At 32.6% G+C, this 24290-nt stretch carries 8 protein-coding genes; 5 read left to right on the top strand and 3 right to left on the bottom strand.

Annotated elements, in window-relative coordinates; all coding sequences use genetic code 4:
- Positions 1 to 338: 338 nt before the first annotated feature.
- From MOSC01_RS0101950 to MOSC01_RS04425, 3 genes are all read right to left on the bottom strand, one after another.
- Positions 339 to 5870, bottom strand: a complete 5532-nt coding sequence (locus tag MOSC01_RS0101950) for a P97 family adhesin (RefSeq protein WP_100167635.1) — start codon at positions 5868 to 5870, stop codon at positions 339 to 341.
- 255 nt (positions 5871 to 6125) lie between these two features.
- Entirely contained in the window at positions 6126 to 11612 is a 5487-nt protein-coding gene (locus MOSC01_RS0101945; protein ID WP_010321131.1) for a P97 family adhesin, read from the bottom strand.
- Between the two features lie 137 nt (positions 11613 to 11749).
- Positions 11750 to 16159, bottom strand: a complete 4410-nt coding sequence (locus MOSC01_RS04425; RefSeq protein ID WP_010321130.1) for a P110/LppT family adhesin N-terminal domain — start codon at positions 16157 to 16159, stop codon at positions 11750 to 11752.
- A 407-nt stretch (positions 16160 to 16566) separates the two neighbouring features.
- Here MOSC01_RS04425 and secA point away from each other — a divergent pair, with 407 nt between their 5' ends.
- The 5 genes from secA (at position 16567) to upp (ending at position 24289) form a co-directional block, all read left to right on the top strand.
- On the top strand, positions 16567 to 19560 hold the full coding sequence (gene secA / locus MOSC01_RS0101935) for a preprotein translocase subunit SecA (protein WP_010321129.1): 2994 nt from the start codon (positions 16567 to 16569) through the stop codon (positions 19558 to 19560).
- Positions 19561 to 20907: 1347 nt separating this feature from the next.
- Complete coding sequence (gene deoD / locus MOSC01_RS0101925; RefSeq protein ID WP_010321127.1) at positions 20908 to 21606, top strand: purine-nucleoside phosphorylase; 699 nt, start codon at positions 20908 to 20910, stop codon at positions 21604 to 21606.
- A 2-nt stretch (positions 21607 to 21608) separates the two neighbouring features.
- Positions 21609 to 22892 carry a thymidine phosphorylase gene (locus tag MOSC01_RS0101920; RefSeq protein ID WP_010321126.1) on the top strand — a complete coding sequence of 428 codons (1284 nt, stop codon included), beginning with the start codon at positions 21609 to 21611 and terminating at the stop codon, positions 22890 to 22892.
- Between the two features lie 40 nt (positions 22893 to 22932).
- Complete coding sequence (deoC, locus tag MOSC01_RS0101915; RefSeq protein WP_010321125.1) at positions 22933 to 23598, top strand: deoxyribose-phosphate aldolase; 666 nt, start codon at positions 22933 to 22935, stop codon at positions 23596 to 23598.
- Positions 23599 to 23674: 76 nt separating this feature from the next.
- Positions 23675 to 24289 carry a uracil phosphoribosyltransferase gene (gene upp / locus MOSC01_RS0101910; RefSeq protein ID WP_010321124.1) on the top strand — a complete coding sequence of 205 codons (615 nt, stop codon included), beginning with the start codon at positions 23675 to 23677 and terminating at the stop codon, positions 24287 to 24289.
- Position 24290 lies beyond the last annotated feature (1 nt).

The raw sequence follows: 24290 nt of genomic DNA, 5'->3' as shown, positions 1-24290 counted from the left end.
TTTTTCATTTTTATATTCACTAAAAAGTGAATTTTTGCCTTAAAACTGGGAAACTCGGGAATAAATTTATTCTTTTATTCTTAGCGTGAAGTTTATTATAACTCAAAATTTTTTTAAACCAAGCATTTTTTTTTTTTTTTTGCAAACAGTTAAAAATTTAATTTGCTCGCCACAGATTTCTTAGTTCTAAGGTTAAAATTTATTCTTGTATTCTTAACGGGAGTTTTATTATAACTTAATTTGAGGAAATTAAAACAAAAATGTAAAAATATTTTTAAAATTAAAGATAAACCCCTATTGAGACCAATAGGGGTTTATTTGATTTATTTAAAAATTAATTAGTTTTTTCGTTTATCAGGACGGTGGATATTAAATTCTTTAAAAATGTTAGCAAAGGCATTATTAGTAAATCCACGGCCACGAGCTTTTTTAAGATCTAAAGGATCAGAGATAATATTACCAAAATAACGGTCATCAACTACATATTCAGTGTCAATAATTGGTAGTCATTTTAGTTTTTTATCTTCTTGTTTGAATATTCCAGTAAATCTAACATTTGTTGAGAAAAAATGATCAGGAATTACTGTTTCAAATTGAATTCAACCTTTGTCCTGATAGTGGGGATTTTTTGGTTGTGAATCTTTTGTTAGCATATTAGCTTTAAGCATTGCAATTTGATTATTGTCGTTTTGGAAAACAAAACGTCAGTCATCGGTGGGTTTAACATCTTGATAGTAGTCTTGAGTTGGAATTGGTAAATTTGTTGTCAATGTAAAAGTACGAGTATCACGATTAAATGCGGTTTTTTGCACTTTTAGTGGATAGCCACCATCATGAATTTGGGTTCAACCTTGGGGTAAAATGGTAACTTTGTTTCATGCCTCTTGGTTATGTTTTGTGCGAATTTCGGCAACTTCCGAATTTTGGAAATTAGGTCACCAATTTACAAAATTCGGGGCTATCATTTTACGGTTTTTCTCTAACTCATCAGGATCAACAAATAATAAATCAGTTAAATTAGCAGTTATTATATTTGATTGTTCTTGAATGACTTGTCTTGGATACCAAAGGTTAAAATAAGCACTTCCTCAATCAGCGGCATTAGCACCAACTTTTTCTTTAATATTATCAGTGTATTTATCTTTAATATCTTCTTCTTTTTGATCAGGATCATTAAATAAATCGGTGATAAAGTCAGAAGCATTATAAAAAGTAACTTTTGTTGGTTGATTGGAAATAATATTTAAATAGTCATCAGGTAAGGCAAAATTATCACCAATAATGGTTGACTGATTTGGATGTTGGTTAGTTCAACCTTTACGGGTTGATTCTTCTTTTGTCTTATTAAGACGATAAGAATAAAGATCAACATCAGTTCCTGATTTAGAATATAATTTTTGGTATAAATAACCATCAGGATCAAAAACTTTGAATGACAAACTAGTTAAACTTTGTACCTGAGGTATGGGAAACATGTCAACAAGTGGATCAAAAAGAGGTTGGACTTGGCGGTAGGGGAGTTCTTTTCCATTTCCAAGATCTAGGTATCTCCATCCAGTGACAAAAAATGTTGTATCTTTAACATTAGATAAATCTCGTTTTGTTGGGTCTTGTAAATGTTTTTTTTTAGCAAAAACTACCTCTGATGTACTTCATGGCACACCAACAGTACGCTCAACAATAAATTTTGGTTTAATAAAAGTAATTGTTGAATTTTGTTTTTCTTCTAAAGTTGGGTCTTCTTCACTTTGGATGTTATGAACATTGCTTGATTCGCGATCAAAATCTTCATCAGAAAGTTCTGAAGCAATTTCAATTGGGGCATTAATTAGCCGTTTAATATTTGAGCTTTCTAAATCAAAGCTAATAGTTTTTTGGTTAACAAGTTGGAGATTTCCAACTTTAACTTCTGGGCTTGAATTTGTTTGAGCATTTAGTGATAATTTAATTGGTGAATGATTTTGATTTTGGACATGTGCTAAAGACAAAAAATGGGATTTAGTAGAGGAGAATCGATTAAACGCACTAGATATTGGATTTATTAGATTTGCAAAGGCTTCACCGTCTTTAGAAGATAGGCTTTGAATTATTTCTTGGGCTTTTTTGCTTTCTTTAAATACTTTGGCTAAAACTTCAGGGGTAGGGGGTTCGATGAGGCTAGATATATCCAAGTTCGATAGTGTTTCATTGAATATTATTTCATCAAGAACATCGGCTTGAGGAGAAATATTTATCAAGGCCGGATGAATCGTTACCGGCACCGAAGACAACCACTGACTTGTTGGCCGACCACTGGCATCAACTGGTATTGGATTTTTAAATTCAAGAGTTATTGTTGTTGAATTTGCCAAGGGCTGATCAGGATTGTATTGTTTAGCCCAAGAAGTATTTGAGACCTCAGGAGATTTTGCTAATTCAGGAATATTAGTTTGTTGTTTGTGGACTATTAGACTTAAGCTGTTATCTGATTTAACTTTGGTTGTTTTATTTCCATCATTAATATTTTTTACTAATGAAAGACTAACACTATAGACTTGTGGTGAGATTTCTTTGACTGAATCAATTTCAAAAGTAAGACTTGGATCAAGTTGACTAAAATAAGAACTAAATTCTTGACCTAAAAGAATTTCAAGTTTTTGTTTTAGTGTTTGTAAATCTTCGTTTTGAGTCTGACTTGTTGAGTCTGAATTTTGATTAGATTGGCTATCATCTTGGAAAGGACTAGCAAAATAAGGACTCTCTTCGAGGCTGGCGAAAGTTGAAACCTCAACAGCAACTGGTTTTAATTTATTTTTGAAAAATTCATCTTGATTTGGCTGGGTACTTTGAACTTGTGGACGCGGCTCAACAGGAACTTTGTCATCAATTCAACGGAATTTTGAATCTCTTGGAGGAACTACTTCTGGTGCTGGTTTTTTCTTGTCATAAATTGAATTAGCAAGAATTTGTAAATGACCAAATTTTTCAGCATCAAGAATTAATGATTGACTTGAAAGTGGCGCATCTTCAACCATTTGGTTTAAATTATTTCTTTGTTTTACTTGTGCCTCAGATTGACCTAATGTACGAACAAAAATGGTTTGTGGTGTTGATGAAATAACATCATCAACAAAATTACCAGCATTATCATCAAAGCCAACAACATATTTGATACTTAGACCAATTATGTTATCTTGATTATTAGAAGTCTGAGCATCTTCTTGAATTTCAAATTTAATTGAAGGACGTGCTCCTGAGTCTTGATATTCATTTCAATTATTAGTTAAAGCCGCTTGAGTATAAAAGGCAAAAACTAAATCACTAAGGGTAGCAATTTTACTAAATTGACTATCTTTAAATGGAACTTGAGATAAATTGCCATCCAAAGTATTTCAAAAAGCTGGTTGTTTAGCGATTCTAACTGCTTCTTGATAATTTTTAAGAATTTTAGATGTTAGTTTTTGACTATCATTTGGAGCTTTTTCTTGGCCAATAATTTTATTTCAAATTGCAAAAGGTAATTGGGATAGCTGGTTTTTACCGTCAACAAGTTTATTAGTAATTTCAATTTTTCAGTCTGGGGTAGTTGTTTGGTTTGAACTTGATTGAGTTGAAGTTGACTGAACTGAATCGCGATTTAAACTTGCAGGTAAAAATAAAGCCATTCCTTGATTTGGGCTTGTAATATCATTAGCAAAATAACCATTAAAATCAAGAAGTTTGAGACCAAATTTTGTTGGTTTAACGTCAGATGCTGAACCACCTTGGTTTTGGTCAATTTCTTGTTGGTTAACAAAAGCTTGGGTATGTTGGTAGTTATCAAATTGGGTACGAATTTTTACTTTTGCTAAATCTGCCAGAGTTGGATTTAGCGGTAAGTTTTGGTAGCCTTCAAATTCAAGACCCATTTGGGAACCTATATCAACAAGTTTTTTGACTGCCTCTTTGGGATCTAATGATAAAAGATGACGAAAATAAGCAAATAAAGAAGCACGATTTTTAAATGCCGAAGTTGAAACTGAATAAATATCAGCATTTTTTAATGCCTGAGCTGAGTCAATTGTTACATTTAAATTAGCAATTTCTGTCTCACTAGGAACTTGAATGCTTTGGTTTGCTAAAGTTGAACCTAATTTAAAGTCAATATTATAACTATTTGTATCACTTAAGAGCTCAATTAGTTTTTTATAGTCTTTTTGGTTAATTAATTGTTGAATTTCGTATTTTGAAAGTAAATAAGACTCAGGTGCACCTTGACTGATGTCATAAGGATTTTCTTTGCTTGCCCCGCGAGTTTGGTCTGTTCACTGAGACTGAATTGGGGAAGTATCAGCTAGTTGTTGGGGTTGTTGAGTGTTTTGAGCATTTTTTAATGCTTTAAGTTGATCACTAAGTTCAGGATAAAGACTGGCAAGGGCATCTTCGATTTCTTGATCACGGAAGTTATCAAGTTTAAAACTTACAGTTTTTTCTAAAATAGTTTTAATATCTTGGCCGGTGTCGCCAAAAATTGAAGATTTAAGTTTAATTTTAATTGGCAGTTCAATAAATAATTTTTTTGAAACTGAATTTTGACGAATTTTAGCATTTGAAACTAAAAAGTCATAATCAAGATGTTGACGTAAATTATCAAAAAGTAAATCGTATTTACCAAATGAAAATGTTAGACCACGACTTAGGCTAGCATCAACTATATCTTTAATTGCTGCTGGCTTACTTACAAGTTCTTGAAGTTGTTTATAAAAATTAATTGCATCATAACGAAACAAAGAAAATTTACCAACTGATCCAGACTGTCTTAATGAATCACGTTGAAAAAGACTAAGTGAAGAAGGAAGTAAAAGATCAGTTAGTGGATCAGTCTGAGGCTTATCAGGATCAAGATAATAATCAGAAGCATCAAGTAAATTAACATCAAGTTGAGCAGCTAGATCTTTGGTATTAGCAGCAAATCAAGTAGACTTATCTTTGCCAATTAAGTCAATTGAAGTTAAAAATGACTCGTCTTTATTTTTGTAATTAGCTAAAGTAGCTTTTGCTTGACTAGTAAATTCAGTTTTTAAATATAATCGAACAGAGGGAACTTCTTGGTTGAGACTTGTTGCTCACTGAGTTGAGTTTTGTGGATTTTTAACAAAACTAAATTCAAAAGGTTCTTCTAAGTCACCTTTGGCAAAACCAAAGCCTTGAGACTCAAGACGAATTTTTGCTTTAATTGCCTGAATATCAAAAAATTTACTTAAATGAGACTCAAAATCCTCTAGTGACTCAAGTTGATTTAATGTTTTTGCAAAATCATCAGCACGAGTTAGGCCTAAAGGTCTAACTGAGCTTGATGAAAAATGAGAAAGTGGACTAGGAACTAAATTAGCAAAATTTGAGTCAACAATATCACTAAATTGAGCCAAAGCTGCCTTAGGGGCATCAACTACCGAAAGGTAAATTGATTTTGTTGCCGAGCGGGCAACATTTTTGTCTTCAAGAGTTTCTTCAAGGTGAAATGAAAGGAAAAAACGTTGTTGTTCGTCTTGGGCTTCAAATTTTTCAATAACAACTTTATATTTGTTTGGAATTGCTAAAACACTACGGCCATTATTAGTTAAAAAATTGAATTTACTTGCAAAATCGCTAAATTCAGTACTTTGAGGACTAAAAGTTTTACCCCCTAAAAGTGCTTGTTTAACAGTTTTATAATCACTTGTAAAGTGGGCAACGCTTGGTTTAAAGCTTACTGAATCAATTAGTCCAAGTTGGCTAACAACACCTTGGGTAGGATTAACTCCGCGATATTTAGTTTTAGCAGCAAGGCCAGCAACAGTTCCAAAGACGCTCGACATTATTACAACTGCAGCGGCACTACCAATTAATATTTTTGCCTTATTCTTTTGCATAAAACCGTCCATGTTTTTTCCTTTTTTCATTATTTTTATTATTTTGAACAAAAAGAATTATACTAAATTTAAAATTTATTTTTACTTAATTTTAAATTTTTTTTAATTAGTTAAAAGTCAATCAATAAAAGTTTATGATAGTTTTAAATATTAATTTTTTTGTTTTTAATAATTACTCTTAGAAGACTTAGTTTAGTGTTGAATTTTTTTATATTTAGATCTTAATTAAATTAAGATAATTCTAAATTATTTTAGTTAATTATTTTTTGGCTTATGAATGTTAAATTCTTTAAAGACATTACCAAAAGCATTGTTAGTAAGACCACGCGCATTTGCATTTTTAAGGTCAATTTGATCACTAGTAATATTTTTAAAATAACGATCATCGATAATATATTCAGTATCGATAATTGGTAGTCATTTTAGTATTTTATCTTCTTGTTTGAATATGCCGACAAATCTAACATTTGAAGAAAAGAAATGATCAGGAATAACTGTTTCAAATTGAACTGCACCATTTTCTTTAAACTCAGGATTACTTGATTTATCAGTTACCTTAGTTGCTTTTAGCATTGCAATTTGACTATCATCGTTTTGGAAAACAAAACGTCAATCGTCAGTTTTTCCAACTACTTTTGAATAATCTTCGGTTGGAACAGGAATATTAGTTGTTAGTGTAAAAGTACGGGTATCACGATCAAATAAAGTTTTTCTTACCCGAAGATTAAATCCACCATTTTGAACTTGAGTTCAACCACGGGGATCTTGAAGCACTTTGTTTTTTGCATCTGCATTTTCAGTTGTTTTAATAACAGCAACTTCTGAATTTCGGAAATTTGGTCACCAATTAACTAAATTTGGGGCAATCATTTTTTCGTTTTTTTCAAGTTCATCAGGATCAACAAATAATAGATCAGTTAAATTAGCACTAATTATATTTGATTGTTTTTGAATAAGTTCATTTGGATACCAAAAATTCAAATAAGCAGTTCCTCAGTCAACAGCATTAGCTCCAACTTTTTCTTTAATAGTTCTTGTATATTTATCTTTAATATCTTCATCTTTTTGATCAGGATCAATAAATAAATTATTAACAAAATCACTTGCACTATAATAAGTAACTTTAGTTGGTTGATTTAAAATAATATTTAAATAATTACTAGAAAGTCTAAAATTATTACCTACACTAACGAATTGATTTGGGTGAACATTTGTTCATCCTTTTCTAACATTATTTTCTTCTGTCTTATTTAGTCTATATGAATATAAATTAAGATCAGTAGTTGGACTAGCAGATCCGCTTAGGTTAATTGCACTTAAATAACCCGAAGGGTCAAAGACTTTGAGAGATAGAGCAGAAAGATTATCAGCGGGGTCTTTTGTAAATAGTTGGAAAAGTGGATAGTTGTTATTTTGTAAGGAACCAAAATAATTATCAGCTATTTTTACAGGGTTGACATTTTTGTTATCAATTTTAGGTATTGCTTCCTTTAGTTGTTCTTTTCGTTTTTCCCATGAAGGAAATAATTTCTGTCAGTAACCCTCATTCTGTTTGAGAAACCTCGAGTCTTTAGCGGGTTTTTGTATTGTGCTTCAAGGAACACCTATTGATCTTAATAAAAGAAATTTTGGCTTTATTTTGACAATGTTAGTAGGGATAGTAGAATTTGGAAGAGAATCTGATGCTTCTGTAGAAGAAGCAGAAGAAATGTTAGCTATTTCAATAGGAGCATTAATTAAACGTTTTATATCACTACTTTCAAGGGTAAATGATAAACTTGTTGGTGATTCTACCTTTAGATCATTTATTTTAAAGTCGTTAACCCTTTGATTAAGTAATGGGTTTAGCGTTAGTTGAACTAATTCATGGGCTGGATTTGGGATCTGAAGGGGCGGAGAAGAAATTCACTTTTGACCTGGAACATTAACTTTAGATGCTTCTCTTACAACTTTTTGGGCATCACTCTTCTTCTTGTTTATTTCCCTCGCACCTTTTTTTGCGTTTGCGATGAAGAAGGTAAATCGTGTATGGAGTCCCGCCAAAGCTGTATTTTTTAACTCAGGAGCTAATACTGGTTGTAAAGGACCTAAATTAACTTCAGCCGGATAAATCGTTACCGGTACTGAAGACAACCACTGACTTGTTGGCCGACCATTGGCATCAACTGGTATTGGGTTTTTAAATTCAAGAGTTATTGTTGTTGAATTTGCCAAGGGTTGGTCAGGATTGTATTGTTTTGCCCAAGAAGTATTTGAAACCTCAGGAGATTTTGCCAATTCAGGAATATTAGTTTGTTGTTTGTGTACTAGTAGTGTTAGACTTTTATCTGATTTAACTTTGGTTGTTTTATTTCCATCATTAATATTTTTTACTAATGAAAGACTAACACTATAGACTTGTGGTGAGATTTCTTTGACTGAATCAATTTCAAAAGTAAGACTTGGATCAAGTTGACTAAAATAAGAACTAAATTCTTGACCTAAAAGAATTTCCAATTTTTGTTTTAGTGTTTGTAAATCTTCATTTTGGGTCTGACTTGTTGAGCCTGAAGTTTGATTGTTTTGACTATCGTCTTGGAATGGACTAGCAAAATAAGGACTCTCTTCGAGGCTAGCGAAAGTTGAGACCTCAACTGCAACTGGTTTTAGTTTGTCTTTGAAAAATTCATCTTGATTTGGCTCAGGTTGTTTAACTTGTGGGCGCGGTTGGCCTGGAACTTTGTCATCAATTCAACGGATATTATCTGTTGTTCTTGGAGGAACTACTTCTGGTGCTGGTTTTTTCTTGTCATAAATTGAATTAGCAAGAATTTGTAAATGACCAAATTTTTCAGCATCAAGAATTAATGATTGACTTGAAAGTGGCGCATCTTCAACCATTTGGTTTAAATTATTTCTCTGTTTTACTTGTGCCTCAGATTGGCCTGATGTACGAATAAAAATTGTCTGCGGTGTTGATGAAATTACATCATCAACAAAATTACCAGCATTATCGTCAAAGCCAACAACATATTTGATATTTAGACCAATTATGTTTGAATCTTGAGTGTTGCCAGTCTGGGCATCTTCTTGAATTTCAAATTTAATTGAAGGGCGTGCTCCTGAGTCTTGATATTCATTTCAATTATTAGTTAAAGCAGCTTGGGTATAAAAGGCAAAAACTAAATCTCTAAGACTATCAATTTTACTAAATTGAGTATCTTTAAAAGGAACTTGAGATGAATTGCCATCTAGAGTATTTCAAAAAGCTGGTTGTTTAGCGATTCTAATTGCTTCTTGGTAATTTCTTAGAATTTTAGATGTTAGTTTATCATTATCATTTGGGGCTTTTTCTTGGCCAATAATTTTATCCCAAATTGCAAAAGGTAATTGGGATAGCTGGTTTTTACCGTCAACAAGTTTTTTAGTAATTTCGGTTTTTCAATCTGTTGAAGTGCCTTGGGTTGAACTTGGTTGAGTTGAAGTTGACTGAGTTTGACTAAAATCTAAACTTGCAGGTAAAAATAAAGCCATTCCTTGATTTGGGCTTGTAATATCATTAGCAAAATAACCATTAAAATCAAGAAGTTTGAGACCAAATTTTCTTACACTAACCTCAGATGTTGAATCTCCTGGGTTTTGGTCAATTTCTTGTTGGTTAACAAAAGCTTGGGTGTGTTGATAGTTATCAAATTGGGTACGAATTTTTACCTTTGCTAAATCTGCCAAAGTTGGATTTAGCGGTAAGTTTTGGTAGCCTTCAAATTCAAGACCGATTTGGGTACCTATATCAACAAGTTTTTTGACTGCCTCTTTAGGATCTAATGATAAAAGATGACGAAAATAAGCAAATAAAGAAGCACGATTTTTAAATGCTGAAGTTGAAACTGAATAAATATCAGCATTTTTTAATGCCTGAGCTGAGTCAATTGTTACATTTAAATTAGCAATTTCTGTCTCACTAGGAACTTGAATGCTTTGGTTTGCTAAAGTTGAACCTAATTTAAAGTCAATATTATAACTATTTGTATCACTTAAGAGCTCAATTAGTTTTTTATAGTCTTTTTGGTTAATTAATTGTTGAATTTCGTATTTTGAAAGTAAATAAGACTCAGGTGCACCTTGACTAATGTCATAAGGATTTTCTTTGGTTGCCCCGCGGGTTTGGTCTGCTCACTGAGACTGGATTGGCGAAGTATCAGCAAGTTGTTGGGCATTTTGGCTTTGAGCATTTTTTAATTCTTTAAGTTGCTGACTAAGTTCAGGATAAAGGCTAGCAAGGGCATCTTCGATTTCTTGATCACGGAAATTATCAAGTTTAAAACTTACGGTTTTTTCCAAAACAGTTTTGATGTCTTGACCGCTATCGCCAAAAATTGAAGATTTTAGTCTAATTTTAATTGGCAGTTCAATAAATAATTTTTTTGAAACTGAGTTTTGCCGAATTTTAGCATTTGAAACTAAAAAGTCATAATCAAGATGCTCACGTAAATTATCAAAAAGTAAATCGTATTTACCAAAAGAAAAAGTTAGACCACGACTTAGACTTGCATCAACTATATCTTTAATTGCTGCTGGCTTACTTACAAGTTCTTGAAGTTGTTTATAAAAATTAATTGCATCATAACGAAACAAAGAAAATTTACCAACTGTACCAGAAGAATCTCTTAATGAATCACGTTGAAAAAGACTAAGTGATGAAGGAAGTAAAGTCTCAAGTTCTTGTAATGCATCAGTCTGAGGCTTATCTGGATCAAGATAATAATCAGAAGCATCAAGTAAATTAACATCAAGTTGATCGCTTAGATCTTTGGTATTAGCAAATCAAGTAGACTTATCTTTGCCAACTAAGTCAATTGAAGTTAAAAATGACTCGTCTTTATTTTTGTAATTAGCCAGTGTTGCTTTTGCTTGACTAGTAAATTCAGTTTTTAAATATAATCTAACTGCTGGCACTTCTTGGTTGAGACTTGTTGCTCACTCATTTGGGTTTTGTGGATTTTTGACAAAATTAAATTCAAAAGGCTCTTCTAAGTCACCTTTGGCAAAGCCAAAACCTTGGGACTCAAGACGAATTTTTGCTTTAATTGCCTGGGTATCAAAAAATTTACTTAAATGAGACTCAAAATCCTCAAGTGATTGAAGTTGATTTAATGTTTTTGCAAAATCTTCAGCACGAGTTAAGCCCAGCGGTCTAACTGAGCTTGATGAAAAATGAGAAAGTGGACTAGGAACTAAATTAGCAAAATTAGAGTCAACAATATCACTAAATTGAGCCAAAGCTGCTCGCGGGGCATCAACTACCGAAAGGTAAATTGATTTTGTTGCCGAGCGGGCAACATTTTTGTCTTCAAGAGTTTCTTCAAGGTGAAATGAAAGGAAAAAACGTTGTTGTTCGTCTTGGGCTTCAAATTTTTCAATAACAACTTTATATTTGTTTGGAATTGCTAAAACACTACGGCCATTGTTAGTCAAAAAGTTGAATTTGTTTGCAAAATCGCTAAACTCGCTACTTTGAGCATTAAAAGTTTTACCCCCTAAAAGTGCTTGTTTAACAGTTTTATAGTCACTTGTAAAGTGCGCAACGCTTGGTTTAAAGCTTACTGAATCAATTAGTCCAAGTTGACTAACAACGCCTTGGGTAGGATTAACTCCGCGATATCTAGTTTTAGCAGCAAGACCAGCAACAGTTCCAAAGACCGTCGACATTAGTACAATTGCAGCGGCACTACCGATCAATATTTTTGCCTTATTCTTTTGCATAAAAACCTCCGGGTTTTTTTACTATATTATTCTTTTAATTTAGTTATTTATTAATAACTAAATACTTAATTTAAATTTATTAATATTTATTATTATTTAACATAATATTGTTTTTTTAATATTTTGTTAAGTCTTTGTTATTTAAAATATTGATCAATAAATGCTTTACGTACCTCAAGACGAGCTTTGTCATCTTTAAGTAGTCTCTCACCTTTAAAGACAGCAAGAGATTTGAATGTGATTCCATCACGTTCGTTAGCTGAAGAATCATCAAGACTATTAATTATTCGATCACCAATTTGGGAATAATCAATTCCACGACCGAACAATACACCAATTGGGGTATCTGGGTTAATATTGCGTTTAGCATCTTTATAAATTGACTTTAGTTGACTTGTTCAAACATATGGATCTTGGTTTGGTTCTCTTTGGGCAATCAAACTAAATGTAACTGAAGAATCATCAATACGAACTTCTAAAATTAAAGTTTTATCTAAGAATGACTCAAGTGCAACATTTCCGTTTGGTCTTGTATGATTAAACCAAATACCATCTTGATAAATTTGACCTTGACCTTGGGCAAGAAAGTCGGTATTGTTACCTTCAGGTCAATATTTTCTAAAAATTTCATTTACTTCATCAACTTTAATAGTTGCTGATGGTTGGGAGGTTTGACCAGCACCAGTGGCTACACCACCTGCACCGGTTGAAGCAGTTGTGCTAGCTGCTCCACTTCCACTTGCACTACTTGTATCACTTCTTTCAAACAATGTCTTAGACGGAGTGATTTTTTGAGTGTCACCTTCCACAAAATTTTCAGCTGTTTGTTTTGTATAATCATAAAGTTTAGATGAATCATCTGGTTTTGCTGGATCAACATCACGGAAAACAACTAATCCTTTTGTTTGTCAATCAGCTTCAGTTGTTGGAACTTGACTCTTGTCAATTGCTAATGAACGAGCTTTTTCAATTCTTCAACCTAGATTTAGTGTTTGTGAAAATCTGTCGCCTTTAGCATTAAGACCATCATCAGTTCTAAATAGTTCAAGAACAGTTGCGCCAAATGAACCATTTTGGGCATCTGGAGCAGTTGATAATAATTTATATGACTGATCTACGAGCGTTTCTGGTTTTGCTAAAACATCGCTAAGTTTAAAGGTGAAGTATAAAACACCTTTGTCCATTGTTGATTTTTCAACTTGACGTCCAAATGTTTTAATAATTCGTTTACCTTCACCGTCAAATTCATAAAGAAGCGGTTGTTTAATTGCTAAACCTTTTCCGTTAGCAGCTCTTTGGTTATAAAAGCCATTGTCTTGAAGTAAATTATCAAGTGCACTATTGTCAGTAAAATTATTTACTTTAAATTGGAATGCTGTGCTATTTGCAGAGCTAATATTAGTTAAAATTGGCTTAGATGGAGTACCTTCATGAGCATGATATTCAAGCCCTGAACTTCCGTCAATGAAAACATCTGGTCCATAAGCAAGTGATTTTCTAAGAGCGCCATTATTTTTATTAATACCAACAAAACCAAAGACTGATGAGGCAATTGCGTCATTATCACTATCACGAACTTCAAAAACAAAGTTATATGAACGATTTTTCTCGTCATATTGACTTGATATTGCTAATTTTTGCCCTTGAGCTAATGTAAATGTTCCAAACTTATCAAGATAATTAATTAAATAATCACCAAAAGCAAATGTTTCTTCTTGAGCTGGAGTTGCTGTATCTTGGAAAGGTGTTGCACTATTTGCTACCGAAGATGAAGAAGTTGCTGCGGCAGCTGAAGCTGAGCTAGAAGAAGAAGAAGAAGAACTTGAGCTTGAGGTTGAAGATGAATCTGTACTTGAAGAAGATGAATCTGTACTTGAACTAGAAGATGAGCTTGAGCTAGAAGTTGAACCTGATGCACCTGAAGTTGCTGAGTCAGAACCTGAAGCTGTTGAATCGCCTGAACCTGGAGTTGCCGGTGTAGCTGGCGCTGGAGTAGCCGGAGCCGGTGTTGCAGGTGTCGCTGGAGCTGGGGCAGCTTCAACTTTAGGTTTTTGCAAGCTTATTGGAACACTAATTGGATTTAGTGTTGATTTTAAATAAGCTTTGGCTTGATTTTTTTCACTATCTGAAAGACTAAATCATGAATCAAGTTTTGCAGTTTTGAAAATATTATCTAAATCTGATTGGAATAATAAATAAGGAAGTGAATTATTGAAATCTACTTTGTGGTTATTACCAACTAATTTTTCAAGTTCTTGTTGAGTTTTAGAACCTTTAAAATCGATTGTGATTGGAAATGTTCAACCTGTAAATTTATATGATGAATGATCTCTTTCTGAAGCTGTAGTTGTTGCAACAGGAACACTTACCGGTTGAGATTCAGTACTTTGAGGTTTAGACTCTTGAATACCATCATAAATTTCTAAATATGGAACATTTTGAGGACTTACTTCTAATTTGAAATTAGAATCAGCTTGAAAATTAACATTAAGTTTTAAAGTTTTAGCTGAACTTGACTCGCCTTGATTTTTATCTAATGAAAAATCAAAATTATAATTACCAACTTTAAGATCGCTATTAGTTTCAAATCAAAAATCTATTTGATCTGGGGTAACTAAAACAGATTTACCACCAGACTGCATAGTTGGTAATTGATAATTGTAAATTTCAAAATAAGGAGCGTAAAAGGCTTTATCTTTTTTAGCTATGTCTTCAGCAGTTTCAGTCTGTTGTTGTTGAGTCTGAGTTTCTTGTTGCTGTTGTTCAACATGCTGTTCTTGAACTTGAGATTCCTGTTGTTGCTGTTCAACATGCACTTCTGGAACTTGAGATTCTTGTTGTTGTTCTTGTTGAGCCTGAGGTTGGCTAGTTGAGCCAAGCGCTGCAACTGAAGCTTGAACCGCAACAGGTTGGGTTTCAGCACCCCCTCCAGAACCTGAGGTACCTGAATCTGTTTGGACATCAATATTATATTCGTTTTTTAAATATTCTTTGATTGCTTTTTTTGTATTTTCTTCTCCTGTTGAAGCAAGTGCTTTTAATTTTGTGTCAAAATCACTTTCAGAAGATGCTGATGCAGACCCAGTTGTAGACTCAGGCATAAGTGCTTTCTTGATTTTATCATTATCTTTATGATACTCCTCAAAAACTTTAGCTACTTTTGAGTCAGGAGCTGAACTTTTGGTTTGATAATCAGAAATTAATTTAGCAAGACTTTGTCCTGGATTTTTTCTAAAATATTCCGCAACTTGTGGTTTTAGACTAATATATTTATTTTGATTTTTATTTATTTTTGCAAATATTTTATTTTGAACTGATTCAACTGAACTAAGACCAGTAATGTCTAGCCCAATTAATTTTTCTTTGTTGGATTGATCCAATAATTTTAGTCAAATTTTTGCAGTACCTTTTGTGTCATCAATATCAATTTTAACTAGTGATTTTTCAGAAGTAACTGGTAATAAAGTATACTCATTTGGAATTAAACTTTGTAGTCCAGAAGCAGCTATTAATTCAAGTCCACCAAATGATTCTAAAGTTTGTTTAAATGCAAGTTCAAGATTAGAATTTGTTGGTTTTAGTGTAGAAACTAAAGGAACTTTAGGAGCCTTGGGGGTTGCTTCAACTTTAGGGGTTTCAGTAGTGCTTGGTTGGTTTGAACCTGAACCATCTTGGGTTCCAGTCCCTGCACCGTTTTGGGTTCCAGTAGTTGATCCGTCTGAACCAGTACCACCAGCTGCTCCAGTTGATGCGCCTGATCCATCAGTTGCTCCACCAGTTGAAGTTCCTGCGCCTGATCCACCTGCGGCTGTTCCTCCGCCAGTTCCTCCTCCGGTTCCTTGTTGCTGAAATTGACTTGCTACTCCAGAAAGAGCACTAACTTGGGTGGCAGTTGCAACACTAAAAATTTCAGGAGAAATCTTACGAAGATTGGTTAGTAATTGATCTTGAAATTTAAGGGCAAAAGCTGAAGGAAAAATTGAATCTGAAGCAAACTTTTTAGTTAGTTGAGACTTATCAAGATTGTATTTTGAAGACTCGGCAATGAAATTTTCAAGAAAATCTTGGTTGGCAATAGCACTAAACCCAGAAAGACTAGCACTAAAAGCACGACTTGCTACTTCTTTTTTTGTTTTTTTATCAAAAACAAAAACGGTTAAGTTCTTAATTGAATTTGACTCAACCTTTGTTTCTTCAGTTACTTGAATGTCAAAAAATAAATCAGAAAATTTATTATCAACTTTTGAAAAATCAACTGCTTGACTTAATTTAAAAGCATATAATGGATCTGTGTGTAATTTAAATGCCTGGGAAGCTGAAATTTTGCTTCATTCAGGTTTTAGACTAAAATTGCTGATGGCAGCGACCAAATCAGCATCGTTTATTGGCGGGTTTAATTTCGTTTCGGACTTGTCATTATCAAATAATTGTTGATAAGACGAGTTAAGTGCTGATCTCTGTAGACCAATACCAACTCCGGCTGTAATTCCGATGAAACTAAGTCCCGCTAAAACTATTAATACTTTGTTGCGAATTTCTTTTTTCATAATGTAAAAAATTATACCAAAAAAAATTAATTTTTTTTATTTTTGAAATACTTAATTATCCTTTTTTTTTTTTTTTTGCAGGTTGTTTGAATTTCGAAACATATTATAAATTATTTTTTTGACTTAATGAATGATTTTCTCCTATTTTTTTAAATTATAATTTTCATAAATAGTAAAATTATACCAAAAAGAAAATTATTTTTTCCTTTTTTATCAAAAATATGCTAAAATTAAGGCATTTTCTGTGCTCATAGTAAGACCAAAGCCAAAACAAACAAGCCAAAAACTATCCTAATAAATAAAATAAAAATAAATTATATATTATTTTAAAAAAATGGTATAATTCTAAGCGGTTAATTAATGCAAGAAAAGAATGAGTTAATAAATTAAGGGGGCAAAGCGATCTAATGAAAAATGTTATTGATTTTTTTAAGACTTCTTCAGAACTACGGCTTGCATACCGTCTCTTAAAGCAGATTAACCAAAAACGCGGTTATTATGGTTCAATGACCGATCAGGATCTTTCAAATCAGACAAATGTTCTAAAAAAGCGCCTGGCTAATGGTGAAAAACTTAAAGATATTCGGGTTGATGCCTTTGCCGTGGCTCGGGAAGCAACAAAAAGAATCCTTGGAAAAACGCCATATGATGTCCAAATTCTTGGTGGACTAATTCTTGACATGGGTTCTGTTGCTGAGATGAAAACTGGTGAGGGTAAAACAATTGCCTCAATTGCGCCAGTTTATCTTAATGCACTTTCAGGTCAAGGAGTTATTGTCTCAACTGTAAATGAATATCTATCTGAGCGGGATGCTGAAGATAATGGTAAAGTTTATAATTTTTTAGGTCTTTCTGTTGGAATTAACAAAGCTGAAATGGATCCGGAAACTAAAAGAATGATGTACGGGGCTGATATTACCTACTCAGTTCATTCAGAATTAGGATTTGACTATTTGCGGGACAACATGGTCTATAGTACTGCTGAAAAAGTTCAAAGAGGGCTAAATTTTTGTCTTATTGATGAAATTGATTCAATTTTAATCGATGAGGCTAAAACCCCTTTGATTATTAGTGGTGGAAAATCCAACCTTCCAGCTCAATATTTATCTGCCAACCAATTTGTAAATACACTTGTAAATGAAGATTTTTATATTGACCAAGAAACAAAAGGTATTAAATTAAATGACAAAGGTATTGACAAAGCTAATGCTTTTTTTGGTTTGCGCAACCTTTATGAAATTGAAAACTCTGAACTTGTTCACCGAATTCAAAATGCCCTTCGTGCCAATAAGGTAATGAAAAAAGACGTTGAATATATTGTCCAAGACGGTAAAATCGAGCTTGTTGACCAATTTACCGGGCGAATTATGGCCGGAAGATCTTATTCTGAAGGTCTCCAGCAAGCACTCCAGGCAAAAGAAGGAATCGAAATTGAACCTGAAACTAAAACCTTAGCAACAATTACTTACCAAAACTTTTTTCGTCTTTTTAAAAAACTCTCAGGAATGACCGGAACTGCAAAAACCGAAGAACAAGAGTTCATCGATGTTTACAATATGCGTGTAAATGTTATTCCAACCAACAAACCACTGGCCCGCAGAGATGAAAAAGATGAAATTTTTGCCACAATTGAACAAAAAAATAAAGCAATTATTGCCGAAGTCCAAAGAGTTCATAAAACTGGCCAGCCAATTTTAATTGGAACTTCCCAAGTTGTTGACTCAGAGACTCTATCAGAAATGCTTAACCAAAAAGGTCTGTTTCACACAGTTTTAAATGCAAAGCAAAACCAACTTGAGGCTGAAATTATCGCAAAAGCAGGCCGTAAAAATGCAATAACAATCGCAACTAATATGGCCGGCCGGGGAACAGATATTATTCTTGAACCTGGAGTTATTGATCTTGGCGGACTTTATATTTTAGGGACAGATAAGGCTGAATCAAGAAGAATTGACAACCAACTTCGTGGTCGGGCTGGTCGCCAAGGTGATATTGGTGTCTCAAGGTTTTTTATTTCTCTTCAAGACCAATTATTGCGCCGTTTTTCCAATTTTGAACAAATTTTTGATAGCTACGGCCAAACAGCTGGGGCTATTAAAGGAAAATATATTCACTCGGTTTTACTGGCAGCCCAGAAAAAAATTGAAGGTTTTAACTTTGATATGCGAAAAACCGTGTTGAGCTATGATGATGTTATTCGCCAGCAACGTGATTTAATTTATACTCAACGTGATATTTTGCTCCAGATTGAAAATTTTGACCACTATATTAAAAAGATGATCATTAGAGCTGTTGAAGTTATTTTAGGTTATGACTTTATTTTGCTGCCAAACCAAGAAATTCACTATAAAAATTTAATCAATTTTCTTAATGACAACCTTTCAAGAATAACTCGCTATGATTTTGCCCAAAGTGGAATTGAAAAATACCCTTTTGAAGAACTCAGCAACTTTTTAGTCCAGGAACTAAATAAAATTTATTTTGAAACTCTGCAGCCAACCTTAAAAGAAAATATTGGCCAAAACTATTTCCAATCCGAGCGGCACATAATTTTATCTGTGCTTGATAATCACTGGCAAAACCATATTGACACAATTGACAAACTTCGCTCTTCGGCAAATTTAGTCCAGTATTCCCAAAAAAATCCTTACCAAATTTTTACCGAACAAGCCACTTCAAAATTTAATATTTTAATTTCTGAATCAGCCTACCAGGCAATTGTTGCCTTATTTAATAACTCTAATGCTGAAAAAATTGAATATGTCCAGGCAATTCTTTCTGATGGAAGTGCAATTTCTTATCCAGCTAATACTCCCGAGCATATCGTTGCCCAACTGATTGCAACTAATGAAGACCGAATTGCTTATGCAAAACAAATTGAAAAAGAGTCTCAGCCTGAATTTATTTATGAACAACTCAAAAATAATAACATTCAAAGACTGGATGCTAGCGGCGGATTTGAACTCTGACAAATTGCAAATAATAAACTTGTTAATCTCAAAGAAGATATGCCTCTTGACGAAAAACGCAATATTTTGCTAAGAATGAATCAAGAACAACTTGAACTTTTGGCCCAAAAAGAACTCCAAATTGACTCTGAAATTTCAGCCCCTGACCAAAAACAAAATACTGACAACCTTTTTGAGACTAACGAACAAAACCAAAACAAACAAGCCAACCAAGATGACTTTTTACCTTCAAACTTCTTTTTTGATGTAAAAGACGACCCTGATGCGCTCATGAAAATGTTAGAACTTGACAGACAAAAAATGTTAGAACTAGACAAGCAAAAAGAAATGGACAGAGCTGAGCAAAGCAAGCAGCAAGACTTGGAAAACTTGGAAAATCCAGAAAAACCCCACGAAGATCAGATTTCTAATTCTCAGAATTCAGGCGACTAAGGACCCCCCTAAAATTAAAGAAAAACTTTAGAATGCAAAGAAAATAAGAAAACTTGCTTGTTTTTACTTTTTTCCTTGTTTTTCATTAAAAAGCGCTAAAATTGGCAGAAAGGTTAAAATCAAAGGATGCTAAAAAACACTAATATTTTGCTTTTATTGGCGAAAATTAGCTATTTTGTGTCAGTGTTAGGTTTTATCTTTTCTATTGTAGAAAATTTTTTCTACTACTGGTTCTTTGAAAACTTCACCTTCGGAATTTTTGTTGGCCTTATTGGTCTTGCTAGTTCTTTTGTTTTTTTGTTGATTTTTTTGCTGTTTTTGCCAAAAATTGCTCCACTTTATTGAAAAAATAGTTTATTTAATGATAAAAGATTTCAGAAAGATTTGTGTAATTTTTGACAGAAAAATAGTAAATTCTTTTTAATTGCAGTTTCTTTATGTTTTTCTTTTTTAATTATTTTCAATTTGGTTAATTTATTGTTGTACGGAATTATTTATTATAGTTTTTCGTTTGTTTTTGGTTCGTGCTTTAGTCTTTTTTGGATTAAATTTCGAATTTGCGCAAAATGTTATGCCGTTTAGAAATGATTTTCTTGAGTTTGCCAGTTTGATGGCAAAATTGACTTTTTATTGAGCACAAATATGCAAAAATACCGCTAAATCCGCGGTTTTGAGGCTAAAATCTTTAATTTTTATTATTTTAAATTTAACTTTTTGCAAAAAAAAAAAAAAATGCTTGGTTTAAAAAAATTTTAGGTTATAATTAGTCTCAATTAAGAATAATTAATAAATTTTGATATTGAATTAGGGAGGAATTAGTTATGTTTGTTGTCTAAAAAAATCAGAAAATGCGACTTTTCCGTCATATTTTTAAATATGATGCAATGCCTTAAATTTAACCGTTTAGAAATCTATAAATTTAAGGCTTTTAATTATGGCTCTTTCAAAACTTCACATATTTTTTTAGGCTCAATTTAAGTAAAAACGAGTTTTCTATTTACATTGAGTTTAAATAGTAGTTGAATTTTTCTTTCATGAGTGTTAGATTTAAAATTTAGTGTTTTTTCTTGATAGTTATTTTTTCCTGAGTTTGCCAAAAAAGTTAAAAAAGTTGCCTAAAACCAGACACTTTTTTAAAATTATCTTTTCAAACTGGGAAACTCGGGATTGTTGTACGGGATTATTTTTATAGTTTTTCGCTTGTTTTTGGTTCCTGCTTTTCTCTCTTTCAGATTAAATTTCGAATTTGCGCAAAATGTTATGCCGTTTAGAAATCATTTTTAACATTTGCAAAAATTTAATGGCTAAAAAATTTTTTTATATTATAATATGCCTAAAAGGAGAAACATGACACCACATATTGAAGCTAAAAAACACCAGATTGCGCCAGTTGTATTAATGCCCGGAGATCCACTTCGCGCAGAATTTATTGCTAAAAATTTCTTAACAGACGCCAAACTTGTTTCAAAAGTCCGTAATAACTTAATTTTTACCGGCAAATATAAAGACAAAGAAGTAACTATCGCTGCCTCAGGAATGGGTTCTGGTTCTATTGGTATTTATGCCTATGAACTGTTTAAATTTTATGATGTTGAGAAAATAATTCGGATTGGCTCAGCTGGTTCTTATGATAAAGATCTTGAAATTTTTGACCTTGTTATTGCAAAATCAGCTTGGTCAGATTCTTGTTCATTTCCGGCACTTTTAGGTCAGGGTCAATCTCATTTAAGTTATCCAGATTTGGAACTTGTAGCTAATTTATTTCATAGTGCTGAAAAATTAGGTTTGAGTCCGACTTATACAAATATTCACTCAACTGATGTTTTTTACTCTAACCGTGATTTATCGAAAACAATCCAACTTTCAAGAGCACAAGCAGTAGAAATGGAGTCTTTTGCGCTTTTTACAATAGCAAATCATTTGCAAAAAAAAGCAGCTTCGATTCTTACAATTTCTGATAGCTTGATTACCAAAACTTCACTTGATCCTTTAGCAAGACAAGAAAAATTTGAAGAAATGATTGAAATTGCCCTTGGAGCTATTTAAATATGAATTTATTTGAAATTATTGAAAAAAAAGTCAAAAAAGAACATTTAAGCGAAGAAGAAATTCATTTCATGATTAATGGATTTCTAACTGGCCTAATTGCCGACTACCAATTTTCTTCTTTTTTAATGGCAATTTTAATTAATGGCCTTGATGATGATGAGCTTTATTTCTTTACTCGTGAAATTATTGCATCAGGTAAAACAATAAATCTCAGAAAAATTAACGGAGTTAAAATTGACAAGCACTCAACAGGCGGTGTTGGTGATAAAATATCACTAATAATAGGGCCAATTTTTGCTGCCCTTGGCTACAAAGTGGCCAAAATGTCTGGAAGAGGTCTTGGTTTTACTGGTGGCACAATCGACAAACTTGAGTCAATTCCAGGATTTCAAACTCAACTGACAGAAGCTAGTTTTTTGGATCAAGTTCAAAAAATCGGAATAGCAATTACTGCACAGTCAAATGCAATTGTTCCTGCTGATAAAAAAATTTACGCACTTCGTGATGTTAGTGGAACAGTTTCGTCAATTCCGTTAATTGCAAGTTCGATAATGTCAAAAAAAATTGCTACTGACACAGATGTTATTTTAATTGATGTAAAATGTGGTAGTGGCGCTTTTATGACTGATCTTGGTCAGGCAAAAAAATTAGCAAGTAAAATCAAAATGCTCGGGAAAAGATTTGGGAAAAAAACAATTGTTAAAATTACCAATATGGACGCCCCGCTTGGAAGAATGATTGGAAATAAAAACGAAATTATTGAATCATTAGCGATTCTTCAAGGCCAACAGTCCCAACTTGCTGACTTTGCAAAAGAATTAGTAGCCCAAACACTTTCTGAAATTGAAAAGCTAAAAATAGAAAAAGCCCGTGAAAAAGTTACTAAAATTATTGAATCTGAACTTCCAAACGAAATTTTCTTAAAAATGGTTGCAGCCCAAGGCGGAAATCCAGCGACAATTCAGTCTTCAAACTTTTGAATTCCAGCATATAAGGAACAAATTTTTGCCCCTCAAAGTGGATATATAAAATGGGAAAATGCAATAAATTTTGGAAAAATTGTTGCATTTTTAGGCGGAGGTCGTACTAAATTAAACCAAAAAATCGACTATGAAGCCGGAATTTGTCTAGAAGTTGAATCTGGAACATATGTTCAAGACGATCAGTTAATTTTTAGCCTTTATTCCTCTAATCCGATTGATTTGAGCAAAATTCAGGATTTAATTGCAAAAACTTTCTCAATAAAACCTGAACCAGAAGTTGAAAATATGTTTTTAAATTAGGCTAATTTAAAAACATATTTTTTATTTTAAAAGGAGATTTATGAATTTCAATAAATTAATCGATCACACAATTTTAAAAGCCCAAACAACTTCTCAAGATATCAAAAACCTAATTGCTGAAGCGAAAAAATACAATTTTGGCGCTATTTGCATCGCACCTACTTGAGTTAAATTAGCAAAACAAGAACTAAAAGACACTGATATTAAAATTGTCACTGTAATTGGATTCCCGCTTGGAAATCAAGTTAGCGCTGTGAAACAAAAAGAAGCCAATCTTGCCATAATGCACGGGGCAGATGAAATTGATATGGTAATGAATATCGGCAAATTTAAGGAAAAAGAATTTGACTTTGTTATCAATGAAATTAACCAAATAAAAAAAGAAATTGGAACAAAAATTCTTAAAGTTATAGTTGAAACTGCACTTTTATCAGCAAATGAAATTGCCGAAGCTACCAAAATTGTAAGCAAATCAAATGCAGATTTTATTAAAACATCAACAGGATTTTCTTACCGCGGGGCAACTATTCAAGACATTGAAATAATGAGTGCTAATAAAAGTAAAAACTTACAAATAAAAGCAGCAGGCGGGATTTCCACAATTGAAGATATTAAAACATATTATAAATTAGGTGCTACTCGTTTTGGGACTTCTAAATCTGTAAGTATTATTGAAAATTTGGACGATAAAAAATCTGAATATTAGTCTTAGAATTTTTAAAATTATGTTATAATTTTAAAAATTCTAATTTCAAAGTTAATTTTAATTTAAAGGAAGAATTATGCAAGTAAATGTTAGTCATCCTATAATTGCTAGTGAAATTGCTAAAATAAGACAAAATGTTTCCTTAGTTGATTTCCGGGCTGCGATTGAGAAAATTTCCTATTTACTTGCCTTTCCTGTTTTAGCCAAACTTAATTCAACATATTTTAGTGGCACATCTGTTCTTCAAGAGCCTTTTTCAGGAACGAAAATTAGCGACTCTGTTGTTTTTGTGCCAATTTTACGCGCTGGATTTGCAATGTTAGATCCTTTTTTGAATCTAGTTCCTGATGCAAAAGTTGCGCCCGTGGGAATGAAACGGAATTTAGATCTTTCAAATACAACTTACTATCTGAACTTACCTAAGGCTAACCCAAATTCAGTTGCAATTATTTTAGATCCTATTTTAGCAACCGGAAATTCGATAATTAGTACAATCGATTACCTTATTGAAAAAGGGTTTGACAAAATAATTATTGCAACAATTTTAACTGTTCAAGAAGGACTTGATAAAATTGCCAAAAAATATCCGCAAGTTAGTATTTTTTTTAGCCAAAAAGATGAAAAACTTAATGAAAAAGGTTACATTATTCCTGGAATTGGTGATGCCGGTGATCGTTTTTTTGGGGATTAAA

The sequence above is a fragment of the Mesomycoplasma ovipneumoniae SC01 genome, assembly GCF_000218525.1.
Taxonomy (GTDB): Bacteria; Bacillota_I; Bacilli_A; order Mycoplasmatales; family Metamycoplasmataceae; genus Mesomycoplasma; species Mesomycoplasma ovipneumoniae_A.
Note: the sequence above shows the minus strand (reverse complement) of the source record. Positions and strands in the feature narration are given on the sequence as shown.